We start from the raw sequence: 12,544 nt of genomic DNA on the forward strand, positions 1-12,544 counted from the left end.
GCGTCTCGGGTGCATGGTAGCTAGCGCGCGCCTCGGGGGTCCGGTCACGGTGGAGGCATGCCTGGCAGCTCTGGGCACTCCGACACCCTCCGGTCGTCGAGGGACGAGGCTGTGCTGAAGCGTCGGCGTTAGAGCAAGAGCCACTCCGGCAGCGCGCCGGTCCCCTTCCCCTTTACGCAGGCGGCCAACCCCTCGGAACCACGAAGCAGCGGGCGGCGATGGCGCCGTCCTCTGCCTCTGATTTTGCGATGGAGGCACACCGTCCATGAACGTTCTCCGGTCCCAAAAGGCCTGGCTCGCACCGCTGCTGGCCGGGCTCGCTGCGCTCGCCCTGCTGCTCAGCGGCGGGCTCGCCAGCGCCAGTGAATCCGATCTCATCCTCCCCGACCTAAGCACCCAGTCCTTCGGTGGCATCGACGGCCGCACGCTCCTCATGGGCGGCATCGGCGTCTGCGCGCTCGGGTTCGCGTTCGGGCTCGTCATCTACTCGCAGCTGAACAAACTCCCGGTCCACCGCGCGATGCGGGAGATCTCGGAGCTCATCTACGAGACCTGCAAGACGTACCTGGTCACGCAGTTCAAGTTCATCCTGCTGCTCGAGATCCTGATCGGCGCGGTCATGGTTCTCTACTTCGGCGTGCTGCGCCACATGGAGGCCACGAAGGTCGTGGTCATCCTGCTGGCCAGCCTGGTCGGCATCGCCGGCAGCTGCGGCGTCGCCTGGTTCGGCATGCGCATCAACACGTTCGCGAACTCGCGCGCCGCGTTCGCGAGCCTCAAGGGCAAGCCGTTCCCGACGTACGCGATCCCGCTCAAGGCCGGGATGAGCATCGGCGCCGTCCTCATCAGCACCGAGCTCATGCTCATGCTGGTGATCCTGCTCTTCATCCCCGCCGACTACGCCGGCCCGTGCTTCATCGGCTTCGCCATCGGCGAGTCGCTCGGCGCCTCCGCGCTCCGCATCGCGGGCGGCATCTTCACGAAGATCGCCGACATCGGCTCGGACCTGATGAAGATCGTCTTCAACATCAAGGAAGACGACGCGCGCAACCCGGGCGTCATCGCCGACTGCACCGGCGACAACGCCGGCGACTCGGTCGGCCCGAGCGCTGACGGCTTCGAGACCTACGGCGTGACCGGCGTCGCGCTCATCTCGTTCATCCTCCTCGCCGTCCCCGACGCCGCCGTCCAGGTCCAGCTGCTCGTCTGGATCTTCGTGATGCGCATCGTGATGGTCCTCGCGAGCATCGGCTCGTACCTCCTCAACGAGGCGATCGCGAAGGCGTCCTACGCCGACGCCGACAAGATGAACTTCGAGGCCCCCCTGACGCGCCTCGTCTGGCTGACCTCGCTCGTGTCGGTCGCGCTCACCTACGCCGTCTCGGCGTTCATGATCCCGAACATCGGGGGCGACACGACGCTCTGGTGGAAGCTCTCGTCGATCATCACCTGCGGCACCCTGGCGGGCGCCATCATCCCGGAGATGACCAAGATCTTCACCTCGACCGAGTCGGGCCACGTCCGCGAGGTCGTGACCGCGTCGCGCGAGGGCGGCGCCTCGCTGAACGTGCTCTCGGGCCTGACGGCCGGCAATTTCAGCGCGTACTGGATGGGCATCGTCCTCGTCGTGCTGATGGCCATCTCGTACTTCTTCTCCGCCCAGGGCCTCGGGCAGCTCATGATCGCCGAGAGCGTCTTCGCCTTCGGCCTCGTGGCGTTCGGCTTCCTCGGCATGGGCCCGGTGACCATCGCGGTCGACTCCTACGGCCCTGTGACCGACAACGCGCAGTCGGTCTACGAGCTCTCGCTCATCGAGAGCGTCCCGAACGTCGAGGCCGAGCTCAAGAAGGATTTCGGCTTCACCCCGAACTTCGACAAGGCGAAGCATTTCCTCGAGGAGAACGACGGCGCGGGCAACACCTTCAAGGCGACGGCCAAGCCGGTGCTCATCGGGACGGCGGTCGTCGGCGCGACGACGCTCATCTTCTCGATCATCGTCGTGCTCACGAGCAAGCTGACGACGAACGTGGACAAGCTCTCGCTGCTCCACCCGCCGTTCCTGCTCGGCCTCGTGACGGGCGGCGCGGTCATCTACTGGTTCACCGGCGCGTCGACCCAGGCGGTCTCGACAGGCGCCTACCGCGCGGTCGAGTTCATCAAGGCGAACATCCGCCTCGAGGGCGTGGAGAAGGCCTCGATCACCGACAGCAAGAAGGTGGTCGAGATCTGCACGCAGTACGCGCAGCGGGGGATGTTCAACATCTTCCTCGGCGTCTTCTTCTCGACGCTCGCGTTCGCCTGCCTCGAGCCGTTCTTCTTCATCGGCTACCTCATCAGCATCGCGCTCTTCGGGCTCTATCAGGCGATCTTCATGGCGAACGCCGGCGGCGCCTGGGACAACGCGAAGAAGCTCGTCGAGGTGGAGCTGAAGGAGAAGGGCACGCCGCTCCACGCGGCGACGGTCGTCGGCGACACCGTGGGCGACCCCTTCAAGGACACCTCGTCCGTCGCGATGAACCCCATCATCAAGTTCACGACGCTGTTCGGCCTCCTCGCGGTCGAGCTGGCGATCGAGATCGACCGCGGGACGAGCCTCGTGCTCGCGGGCATCTTCTTCGTGCTCTCGACGGTGTTCGTGTACCGCTCCTTCTACGGGATGCGGATCAAGTCGGACGAGAAGACGACCGCCGCTGCCGGCGCCCGCGCCACGGCCTGAGCCAGGCGTCTCCTCTCGCGCTCGGCGCTCCCCGCGCCCTGGCGCTCCCCTCGTTCACGCGCTGACCTCCCCCGCCGCCCGACGCCGCTCCGCGGTCGACGGCGCGCGGGGGGAGGGGCCTTGCGCCCAGCGTGCCCGCACTATAGTGACCCTTCATGCGAGCGCTCTGCCCCACCTGCGGCCTCCATCACGAGGTAGTCCGGGTCCTCGAAGACGGACACGGCGAGCAGCGCAAGGACGTCTATCAGGTAGAGCCGCTCCTCGGCTGCGAGCGCACCTGGATCTCGGACAGGGAGCTGCTCGAGGCGCGCGCTCGCTTCGGTCAAGACGTCGTCGTCCCCGACGAAGATGACGAGTAGCGCAGCGACGACGGCCGCGCGGTCATGACGAGCAACGCGGCTCCGCTGGTCATCTGAGGGCATCTTCGCCGTGGCCCCGGCGCGTGGCCGCCGGTCGTGCGGTGCTCATGACACGCCCGATCGAGGGTCAGGCGATCTCTGACAACAACTCGTCGCGTGAGGGGCATTGGGGCGCCACCGTCGCCAGGCATCGTCTGCGGCCATTACCCGGCGGAGACGAGGAAATGATGACGAGGCGGACCCTGAGGACGGCGTTGCTTCTGGTGCTCGCAGGCGGTCTTGCCGCGATCGGGAGCGGTTGCGGCGAGGATGGCGCGAAGGGCGCGCCCGGGGCGCCCGGTGAACAGGGCGCACCGGGCAAGGACGGCGCGAACGGTGAGCAGGGAGAGCCCGGTGAGCAGGGGGAGCCCGGGGCGCCCGGTGCGCCTGGGGAGCCCGGGGCGCCAGGGGAGCCGGGTGCGCCCGGGGCGCCAGGGGAGCCCGGAGCGCCCGGTGAGCCCGGAGCGCCTGGTGAGCCCGGAGCGCCTGGCGAGCCCGGGGCGCCCGGCGAGGACGCGCCGGTGTGGAGCAGCGCTGCGAACCTCGGGGACTACGTGAGGGAGCGCGTCGCGCTGTTCGCCACCGGCACCTTGCCCGAGGGCGAGCAGTTCCCGCTCCGCGCGGCCGCGACCGACACCATCCGTGCCCTCGCCGGCGTGCGCTCCGACATCGTGGTGACCTGGCTCGATCCGCTGACCTTCAGCACCGCGCCGGAGGCGCCTCGCTTCGGCGCCAACAACGACTACACCGCGTTCTTCGGCGAAGGGTGGGCCGCCACCGCGGGCGACGCGCCGCAGTGGAACGGCTCCGCCACCGCCGGGTGGCTCTGGGTCAACCACGAGTACGTCTCCGGGCGAAGCCCGACGGTCAGCTCCGCGCCGACCGGGCAGCACCTCACGCTGGCCCGGCACCTGCGCAAGCTCGGCGTCCTCACGAATGATGTCGAGTCCAACGTCTGGTCGCAGGCGGACGTCGACACCTATATCCGCTGGGAAAAGAAGGAGGTCGGCGGCTCCTGGCTCCGGACCGTGCAGGACCCGGCGACGGGCGCATGGTCGGTCGACCGGAGCGCGACCGCCGTCCGCTACGACGCGACGAGCAAGACGCTGAGCCGCCTCGCGGGGCACGAGCTCTCGAGTCCGGGCCACGACGACACGACCGGCGCGGCGCTCGCGGGCGGGCTCGTGGCCGGCATCATGGGCGACTGCGCCGGCGGGCAGACGCCGTGGGGCACGGTGATCACCGCCGAGGAGAACGTGCAGGACTACTACGGTGATCTCGAGGCGAGCTGGTCGGGCGATCAGCGGTTCCTCACCGGCCGGGGCTTCGACCCGGGCGCGCCGGTGAGCCCTGTCTTCGAGGCGAGCACCAGCGCGGAGTTCGGGCGCATCTCCGATCCGAACGGCCGGCAGCCGCGCGACCATTACGGGTATCTCACCGAGATCGACCCGGGGCAGCCCGCTGGCGAGTACGACGGCAAGACGCAGCCGGGCACGGGCCACAAGAAGTTCGGCTTCATGGGCCGCGCCCGCTGGGAGGCCGCGACGTTCGCTGTCGACGACGCGTGGAGGCTCGTGCCCGGCCGGCCGATCGTGGTCTACGGGACCGACGATCGCCGAGGCGGCCGCATCTACAAGTACGTGACCAGCGGCAACTACACGGCCGGGATGACGCGGGCGGCGATCCGCGCGCTGCTCGACGAGGGCAAGCTCTACGCGGCGCACATGGCCGGGCTCGACAACACGACAGGCAACACCCTGGTCGCGACCCACGCGGCCCCGACCGAGGCGGCCCCGGGCACGGGGCAGTGGATCGAGCTCTCCGTCGACAGCGCCGCCATCGCGCCGAACGCGGCAGCGCTCGGCGACCCGGCCAGGACGGTCGGCGACGCGCTGCGCGACGTGAGCTGGAACCGGATCGGCGGCTTCCCGACGGATTACGACGTCTGGCGCGCGCTGTTCACGGCGAGCAACAAGGTCGGGATCATGGAGCTGAACCGGCCCGAGGACATCGAGTGGAACCCGCGCGACCCGAGCGGCACGCCGCGCCTCTACGTGGCGTTCACCAACCACACGGGGCAGACGTCGCTCGATCAGGACGGCGCGGTCTTCGATCCGGCGACCCACGCGACCCAGTCCCCGAAGCGCGCGGACGCCGTGGGCTCGATCTTCGCCCTGGAGGAGTCCGACCCCGCGAACCCGGGCGCGTCGATCGAATTCCTGTACTTCGAGGTGTGGCACGGCTCGAAGGGGCAGGGCGACTTCGACGCCTCCTGCCCGGACAACCTGCTCCTCGACCGCGATGGCGGCGTGTGGTTCGGCACCGACGGCAACTTCGGCGTGGCCTCGCACGCGGACGCCTTCTACTACCTCGATCTCGACCCTGCCCACCGCGCGGGCCAGCCGGGCGTGACCCAGCCGAGCTTCGGCAAGGCGTTCCGCGTCGTGGGGCTGCCGAGCGACGCGGAGGCGACCGGCCCGTCGTTCACGCCCGACATGGGCACGATCTTCATGTCGGTGCAGCACCCCGGCGAGAACGCCTACAGCACCTGGCCGAAGGGCGACGCCTCCCTGTCGAGCGTCATCGCGGTCACCTTCCTGCCCGAGTGATCCCCTCGATGCCCGCCCGCCGCGCGCGCCTGCTGTCCGCGCCCCTGGTCTTCGCGGCGGTGTCCGCCGTCCTCGCCGCGGGCGCGCGCTGTGGCGGGGGCGGCTACGACCCGCTCGCCACCGCGGCCGCGCGCGCCGGGCGCGCGGGCAACCCCGAGGCGTCGATCCCGCCGATGTGTTACGCGACCACGGCCAGCGGCGCGAACGGCTGCTGGACGTGCCACACGATCGGGATCGGCCCGAACACGCTCGCCGATCACGAGCTCCAGCGCGAGTACAGCTTCTCGGACGCGGCCCGGAAGAACCCCTGGACGAACCTGCTCGAGGACCTCTCGGCCGCCGCCGCCCGGACGAGCGACGCGGAGATCCTCGGGTACATCCGGGAGGACAACTACGCGCCGCTGCGCGAGGCGCTCGCCGCGCGCCGGGATTACCCGGGCTACGTGCCGGATCTCGACCTCGGCGCCGGGCTCGACGAGGAGGGCTTCGCGCGCGACGGGAGCGGCTTCCGCGCGGTCCGCTACAAGCCGTTCCCCGGGAGCTTCTGGCCCACGAACGGCAGCGCCGGCGACGTGTTCCTCCGGCTGCCGGCCGCGTTCCGCGAGGACGCCTCGGGCGCGCCCTCGCGCGAGGTGTACAAGCTGAACCTCGCGCTGCTCGAGGCGGCGATCGCGTCGCCGTCGCCCCTGCCGAGGGAGGGCGCGGCCGGGCCCGCCGACGCGGCCGCCGGGCGGAAGGTGGAGCCGGTGAGCGAGCTCCTCGCCGGCTTCGATCTCGACGGCGACGGCGCGCTCGAGCCCGCGGTGACGCGCGTCGTCCGCCTGCCCGCGCGGTACGCTGGCGGGGCGGCCGGCGTCCCGGTGCGGGCGTGGCTCTACCCGCGCGGGGCGGAGCTCCTGCACTCGGTGCGGTACCTCGACCCGGATCGCCCGGCGCTGCTCGCCGCGCGGATGAAGGAGCTGCGCTACGCGCGCAAGGTCGACGAGCCGGACGACTGGGCGATCGCGCGCGCGTACGAGCGCGAGGCGGAGGAGAAGGACGAGGGGCAGCCGCCGTTCCACCCGGGCGGGCCCGAGGTCGGCCTGCGCAACGCGTTCGGCTGGCAGATCCAGGCGTTCATCGAGGACGAGCAGGGCCGGCTGCGGCTGCAGACCGCGGAGGAGCACCGGGCGTGCATGGGCTGCCACGGCGCGGTCGGGGTGACGGTGGATCACACCTTCTCGCTGGCGCGCAAGGTGCCCGGCGCGGCCGGCTGGCGGCACCAGGACCTGCGCGGCATGCCCGACGTGCCGCAGGCCGGCCACGCGGAGCCGGAGGTGCTGACCTACCTGCGCCGCGCGCGCGGGGCCGACGACTACCGCGGGAACGCGGAGATGCTCGCCCGCTTCTTCCCGGGCGGCGCGCTCGATGAGGCCGAGGTGCGGCGCGGCGCGCCCGGCGGCGACCGCGATCTCGCGTACCTCGTCGCGCCGTCGCGCGAGCGGGCCCTCCTGCTGGACAAGGCCTACCGCGCCCTGGTCCGGATGCAGCGCTTCGAGGCGGGGCGGGATGTGGCGCTCGGGCCCGCGACGGGGATCCTGCGCGTCGTGGAGGGCGAGTCGACGGGCCTCGGCGAGGCGCAGCGCGTGTACCTCGACGGGCGGGTCCACCTCGCCTGGTGAGGCCCAGGCGGCGGCCCGGAGAGGCCTCGGCGCCTGGGGGGCGCGCTCAGTTGGGCGCGAGCGGGCCCGGCGTCTCGGGCGGCTGGTCGGCGAGCGGCCGGTTGCGCCCGTCGACGCGGAGCACGCGCGGCGTGTGCCGCCGCGCCTCGGCGTCGTCCATGTCCGCGAACGTCGCGATGATCACGAGGTCGCCCGGCTGATTGAGGTGCGCCGCCGCGCCGTTGATGCACACGACGCCCGAGCCGCGCGCCCCCGCGAGCGCATACGTGGTCAGCCGGGAGCCGCGCGTCACGTTCCAGATGTCGACCGCCTCGTACGGCAAGATGTCCGCGGCCTCCAGGAGGTCGGCGTCGATCGTGACGCTGCCCTCGTAGTGCAGATCCGCGTGGGTCACGGTCGCGCGGTGGATCTTGCTCTTGAACATCCGTCGGTTCATGCGTGATGCCCTCTGCCCTTCCCGGCCAGGGACGGCGGCGCGCGCGCCCGGTCGAGCGCGCCCGCAGGCCCGCGGGCGAGGCGGGCCTCCCTCGCCAGGGGAGGGACGGGCTACCTCATGCGCGCAGGCGGCGGTCAGTCAAGGAACAATCGCTGCCGCAGGAGCCGGCCGCCCGCCAGGTGGATGGCGTCCTCGTCGGGCAGCGGGTCGTCCGGGCCTGGCAGCGCGTCGGGGTGGCCGACCACCAGGACGACCTCGCAGGGACCCACCACGACGTCCCGGAACAGCTCCTCGCGCGTGCCCGAGATGCTCGCGCCGCCGACGCCGTCCAGCGCCAGCTCCACGGACCACGGGCGCGCGCTCCCGCCCTGCACCAGAAAGGCCCTTACCGCGACCGGCGCCGGCACGCGCGTGCCGGGCGAGAGCGCGATCGTGAGCCTTTTGCCCCTGCCGACGTGGCGCGGGGTGCCCGGCCCGCGATCGCCCTGCTGCGGGCCGTCGCCGAGGATCGTCGTCGCGAGCGTGTAGTCGGGGAGCGGGGCGGCGCCCGGCGCGAACGGCGCGGGCCGCAGCGCGAGCAGCGACACGAGCGCCGCCGACACGACCCAGCCGACCACACCCACGGCCGCCCGGGCCCGCGCCGCCGGAGTCGTCCGCCGCGCGCTCCGCCGCTCGACGACCAGCTCGGGGTGCGGCAGGCCCTTGCGCGGCGGCCTGGCGAGGGCGTCCGCGCCGTCCTGCGCGCGCTGGGCAGGCTGCCCGGGCGCCGCGCTCGAGCGCGCATCACGCGGCGGCTCCGATGTCCCGGGCGGCACCGATTCGCCGTCGATCGCGCGACAGACCGGCGCGTCCGTGGTGGACGGCGCGCTCGTCCCGCTGAGCGAGTCGGCGTCCGCGCCCAGCGGCGCGGCATCGGCGACGTCGCTCGCCTCCTCCGCGTCGCAGTCCCACTCCTCGGGGCACCGGAAGCGGATCCCCGACTTCCGATCGACCGCTGGACGCGCCAGCGGAGACGGCGCGGGCGCACCGCCGCGCGGCTCCCGGAGCTGGGCGAGGAGCTGGTCGGCGAGCCGGGCGCGGGTCTCGTCGTCGAGGGGCGGCCGGACTTCGCGCTCCTCACGCTCGGCGATCGAGCGCGCCGCGGTGTTCGCGGCGTCTCCCGGAGCGTCTTGCGCGTCCTCCGGGCGCGTCTCTTCGGCGAGCCTGCGCCAGCGCGGATCGGTCGTCGGATCCCGCTGGGCGATGCGCGTCAGGGCGCGCAGCAGCTCGTCGTCGTCCATCAGCCGCTCCCCGCGTCGAGCCACGCGGTACAGCGCTCGCCCCGCCGGCACCGGCTCAGGAGCGCGGGCGCAGCACGGGGGACCGGAAGGGGGGGGCGCCGCTCGCCGAGCGTCAGGGTAGGCACCCCGTCGCTCAGATTCGCCTCGTGGATCAGCGCGAGCGGTCGCTCGGGCATCTGATTCCCTTCCCCTGGGGATCGAAGAACCCCAGTTTGCTGTTCACGTTATCCGGTCTTCGCGGCGCGCGTCAATGCGCTGGTGGGCGCGCCCGGGGGCTTCTCCCCCTGGCACCTGTCGGCGTGGTCGTGAACGTGGTCGTGGTCGTTGACGACACGCGATCGCATTGCGGACGGCGCCGATATTTTCTCACAATTGCGTCTATTTTTTCGGTTTGGCCGCGTTGGGTGCGCTGGTCGCATCGGTTCCGCCAGACGCGTCGGCCGCCTCGGTCGCCTTGGTTGCGTCGGCCGTCAAGACGCGCACGGTGTCACCGACAATCTCCAGCGCTGCTGGTTTTCCGCCGTAATGCGACGCCATGCCGACGTCGATCCGCCAGATCTTGTCGCCGCAGGCCGACGTGACGCCGCGCTTCTGGACCGTGTGGCCCACGACCATGCGCTTCGCGGACATCGCCGCGAGGGTCTGGTCCAGCGCCGCGCAGGGGGGCGACCCCGGGGCCGGCGGCGGCTCGCTCGAGTAGAGGCGCGCCCACACCGGGCTGTCCTCGGCCGCGATCACGGCCGGCGCGGAGGGGCTCTTCCCCTCCATCCACGCGCGCACCTCGCGGTTGATCCGCGCGATGCCGTAGCGCGTGTGGGCCGGGAGCACGCCGCCGTGCGCGAAGACCGTGTCGCCGACCGCGATGATCACGTCGCGCGCCGCGAGCCTCCTCGCGTAGAGACCGCCGGGGGCGAACGCGGCGGCGCGGGCTCGCGCGGGGGGCGGCACCGGCGCGAGGCGGGGGCCCGACGCGTCGAGCCCGGGCACGTCCTCGAAGTCCTTGAAGCCGCCCTCGGTGACGTAGCGGAAATCGAGCTGGACGTTCATGACCTCGTGGTTGCCGTTCAGCGCGTACACGACGCCGCCGGCGGCGCGCGCCTCGACGGCGAGGCGATCGAAGAGGTCGACGATCTCCTGCTCGCCGTCGCCGCGGTCGAGCTCGTCGCCCGTCTGCACGAGCACGAGCTTGCCGCCGATCCAGCGATCCGCGCCGTCGATCGCGCCCGCGATCCGCAGGGCCGCGCGCGTTGCCGCGAGGTCGCCGTGGACGTCGCCGATGGCGACCACGCGATCGGCGGCCGGGTAGGCGTAGGAGCGATCCGCGTCGGGCGGCGGCGCGGGCGGGGCTCCTGTCGAGCGAGAAGGCGGAGAGGTGGCAGCTGCCGGGCTGTGCGCCGTCGAGGCGGGTCGGTCGGCGTCGCAGCCCGCGGCGAGCAGTGCGGCGAGCAGCGCGGTGAGGCGGGGAGCGGCTGACATCGGACGCGATCCTCCGGGGGATGATCGGGGGTGTACCATGGCGAGCGGTGGACGCGCCGCGGCGGCGCCTCGACGCGCGCGATCAGGCCGGGAGCTTGGCGGAGAGGAATGATTTCAGCTTGATCAGATTCTTCGCGTCACGGCTGAAGCTCGGTGCCGTGTAGCTCGACGCCCAGCCGGTGATCTCGTGCATGAACGAGGTGCGGACCTGCTCGTCGCTCAGGATGTCGTCGACGGTGCGGCCGCGCGCGGCGCCCTTCTCCAGCGAGCGCACGTAGCCCTTGAGCCGGGCGTAGTCGCCGCCGAGCAGCTCGGCGATGAGCTCCGCGTCGCGGGCGAGCCGCGCGAGGGCCGGCGCCTGATCGCGCAGCTCAGGGCTCTCCGCCGCGGCGAAGGACGCCGCGACGCGCAGCACGAAGGCGTCGTCGAGGAAGCCGAGATCCTCGATGCCGTCCGGGATGAGGTCGAGCGACTTGAAGAGGTAGTTGAGGCCCCCCGCGAGCGAGCGGCGCGTGGCCTCCGGGCTTTCCGGCGAGGCGAGCAGGCCCGCCAGATCCGTGGCGTCCGAGGCGAGGCTGCGCAGCCACTCGGGGAACGTGTCGAGACAGCGGTCGTCGAGATCGGTCATGGGATCCTCCCGGCGGGAGCGCGAGGGTAGTCCGAGGGGCGCGGCGCCGTCCATGCCATCCATGCAGGCGAAGGCGCTCGGCGCCGCTTCGGGCGCCGGGCGCTGCGACCAGGACATCGTTGCCGGCGCGAGCGCGCGTCGCCGGCGCGGGCGCGCGTCGATCGGGGCTCGCGGGCGGCGCGCCGCGCAGCGCGCGCGCTCTGCCGCGGCAGCCCCGCGATCATCCGTCCGTCAGCCCGATGCGCCCCGTGACGCTCGCGCTCGCGCGCACGCTCGCCTGGATGCGCGCCGACGCGCTCTTCGAGGCCTCGGCCGCCCCGGTGACGCACGCGAGCGCGCGCGCTCCCGCGTCGCCCACGATCCGCGGGAGCGCGGCGCCGACCTGGACCACCGTCTGGGCGTCGCCGAGGAGCCGGCGGCCGAGCGCCACCTCGGCGTGCAGCAACGCCGGCAGGTTGGCCTGCAGCGTCGCCGCGAGCCGCGCGGCCATCTCGCCGCCCTGCACCACGCGCACCTGGACCCGCGTGGGCGTGCAGGCCGCGTGGACGGCCGCGTGCGCGCGGCAGCACGCCTCGCACTCGGCGTCGCCGCTCGGGGGCCACTCCACCCAGGAGCACTGCGGCGCCTGCCAGGTGCCCTCGCAGCGCGCGTGGCACGTGGCGTCGCAGCCGCCGTCGCACTCGCCGTCGCACTGCCCCACGCAGCGGCCCTGCGCGTCGTAGGCGGAGCACTGCCCCCGGCACTGCCCGGTGCAGCGCCCGTCGCACCGCCCGTCGCAGCGGCCCTGGCAGTGGCCGGAGAGCCGCGCGGGCTCGCAGTACGCCACGATCTGCCCTGGAGCCAGCTGCACGTTGCACGAGCCGCTGCACTGCGCGCCGTTCGCCTCGCAGGCCGGCCGCCTCAGCGTGACCCCCACCCCGGCGCCCTGGAGCAGGATGGCGTCGATCGCCGCCGAGACCGGGCCGCAGGCGCCGCTGGCCTGGCCCCCCGCCTCGTCGCGCGGCGCCATCTGCGCGGGGGGTATCCCGAGATCCGCGCCCATCCGGCGGCACGCGCCGGCCACCTGCGCCTCGATGACGGCCGACACGGCCGCCATGTCCTTGGCGGCCTGCACGAACGTCCTCACCTTCGCGTTCGCCCGGGCGTCCGCGGAGAGCTGGGCCCCGAGGACGTCGCCCCGGCCGCGCAGCTCGGGGCAGACGGCCTCGCCGGCGCCCTCGACGTGCGGGAGCTCGGCGCAGCTCGGGCCGGCGATGGAGGCGAGGAGCGCGAGGAGCGCGAGGGCGAGAAGACCTCGCGCCGACCGGGCGACTCCCCTGCGCATGCGTGGCGTTTACCAC

10 protein-coding genes are annotated in these 12,544 nt (G+C 72.7%); 4 read left to right on the forward strand and 6 right to left on the reverse strand.

The annotated features are described in order from the left end of the window. Positions 1–265: 265 nt before the first annotated feature. The 4 genes from WME73_RS05210 to WME73_RS05225 all read left to right on the forward strand — a co-directional run bounded on the left by WME73_RS05210 (position 266) and on the right by WME73_RS05225 (position 7,384). Entirely contained in the window at positions 266–2,716 is a 2,451-nt protein-coding gene (locus WME73_RS05210; protein WP_437914943.1) for a sodium-translocating pyrophosphatase, read from the forward strand. 155 nt (positions 2,717–2,871) lie between these two features. After that, positions 2,872–3,075 (forward strand): hypothetical protein, encoded by a 204-nt coding sequence (locus tag WME73_RS05215; protein WP_437297996.1) that lies wholly within the window; start codon positions 2,872–2,874, stop codon positions 3,073–3,075. A gap of 224 nt (positions 3,076–3,299) precedes the next feature. Then, positions 3,300–5,723 (forward strand): alkaline phosphatase PhoX, encoded by a 2,424-nt coding sequence (locus WME73_RS05220; protein ID WP_437914944.1) that lies wholly within the window; start codon positions 3,300–3,302, stop codon positions 5,721–5,723. Positions 5,724–5,731: 8 nt separating this feature from the next. Next, positions 5,732–7,384: a hypothetical protein gene (locus tag WME73_RS05225; protein WP_437914945.1), complete on the forward strand. Its 1,653-nt coding sequence runs from the start codon at positions 5,732–5,734 to the stop codon at positions 7,382–7,384. Positions 7,385–7,430: 46 nt separating this feature from the next. Here the strand turns inward: WME73_RS05225 and panD are convergent, their stop codons facing one another. The 6 genes from panD to WME73_RS05255 form a co-directional block, all read right to left on the reverse strand. Then, positions 7,431–7,820: an aspartate 1-decarboxylase gene (panD, locus tag WME73_RS05230; RefSeq protein ID WP_437297999.1), complete on the reverse strand. Its 390-nt coding sequence runs from the start codon at positions 7,818–7,820 to the stop codon at positions 7,431–7,433. 134 nt (positions 7,821–7,954) lie between these two features. Beyond that, positions 7,955–9,100, reverse strand: coding sequence for a hypothetical protein (locus WME73_RS05235; RefSeq protein WP_437914946.1), 1,146 nt, complete (start codon positions 9,098–9,100; stop codon positions 7,955–7,957). After that, positions 9,100–9,276, reverse strand: coding sequence for a hypothetical protein (locus WME73_RS05240; protein WP_437744419.1), 177 nt, complete (start codon positions 9,274–9,276; stop codon positions 9,100–9,102). The genes WME73_RS05235 and WME73_RS05240 overlap by 1 nt, the downstream gene beginning before the upstream one ends. A 202-nt stretch (positions 9,277–9,478) precedes the next feature. Then, positions 9,479–10,576: a metallophosphoesterase gene (locus WME73_RS05245; protein ID WP_437914947.1), complete on the reverse strand. Its 1,098-nt coding sequence runs from the start codon at positions 10,574–10,576 to the stop codon at positions 9,479–9,481. Positions 10,577–10,658: 82 nt separating this feature from the next. Continuing rightward, on the reverse strand, positions 10,659–11,204 hold the full coding sequence (locus WME73_RS05250; RefSeq protein WP_437715874.1) for a DUF1232 domain-containing protein: 546 nt from the start codon (positions 11,202–11,204) through the stop codon (positions 10,659–10,661). Between the two features lie 220 nt (positions 11,205–11,424). Continuing rightward, positions 11,425–12,528, reverse strand: a complete 1,104-nt coding sequence (locus WME73_RS05255; protein ID WP_437914948.1) for a hypothetical protein — start codon at positions 12,526–12,528, stop codon at positions 11,425–11,427. Positions 12,529–12,544 lie beyond the last annotated feature (16 nt).

It is taken from the genome of Sorangium sp. So ce302 (genome assembly GCF_051530145.1).
In the GTDB taxonomy this organism is placed as follows: domain Bacteria; phylum Myxococcota_A; class Polyangia; order Polyangiales; family Polyangiaceae; genus Sorangium; species Sorangium cellulosum_B.

What these genes read in the sequence shown, in the direction of transcription:
- WME73_RS05225 (WP_437914945.1), top strand. Translation starts at nt 5,732, where the DNA reads ATGCCCGCCCGCCGCGCGCGCCTGCTGTCCGCGCCCCTGGTCTTCGCG.
- panD (WP_437297999.1), bottom strand. Translation starts at nt 7,820, where the DNA reads ATGAACCGACGGATGTTCAAGAGCAAGATCCACCGCGCGACCGTGACC.
- WME73_RS05240 (WP_437744419.1), bottom strand. Translation starts at nt 9,276, where the DNA reads ATGCCCGAGCGACCGCTCGCGCTGATCCACGAGGCGAATCTGAGCGAC.
- WME73_RS05245 (WP_437914947.1), bottom strand. Translation starts at nt 10,576, where the DNA reads ATGTCAGCCGCTCCCCGCCTCACCGCGCTGCTCGCCGCACTGCTCGCC.
- WME73_RS05210 (WP_437914943.1), top strand. Translation starts at nt 266, where the DNA reads ATGAACGTTCTCCGGTCCCAAAAGGCCTGGCTCGCACCGCTGCTGGCC.
- WME73_RS05235 (WP_437914946.1), bottom strand. Translation starts at nt 9,100, where the DNA reads ATGGACGACGACGAGCTGCTGCGCGCCCTGACGCGCATCGCCCAGCGG.
- WME73_RS05255 (WP_437914948.1), bottom strand. Translation starts at nt 12,528, where the DNA reads ATGCGCAGGGGAGTCGCCCGGTCGGCGCGAGGTCTTCTCGCCCTCGCG.
- WME73_RS05250 (WP_437715874.1), bottom strand. Translation starts at nt 11,204, where the DNA reads ATGACCGATCTCGACGACCGCTGTCTCGACACGTTCCCCGAGTGGCTG.
- WME73_RS05220 (WP_437914944.1), top strand. Translation starts at nt 3,300, where the DNA reads ATGATGACGAGGCGGACCCTGAGGACGGCGTTGCTTCTGGTGCTCGCA.
- WME73_RS05215 (WP_437297996.1), top strand. Translation starts at nt 2,872, where the DNA reads ATGCGAGCGCTCTGCCCCACCTGCGGCCTCCATCACGAGGTAGTCCGG.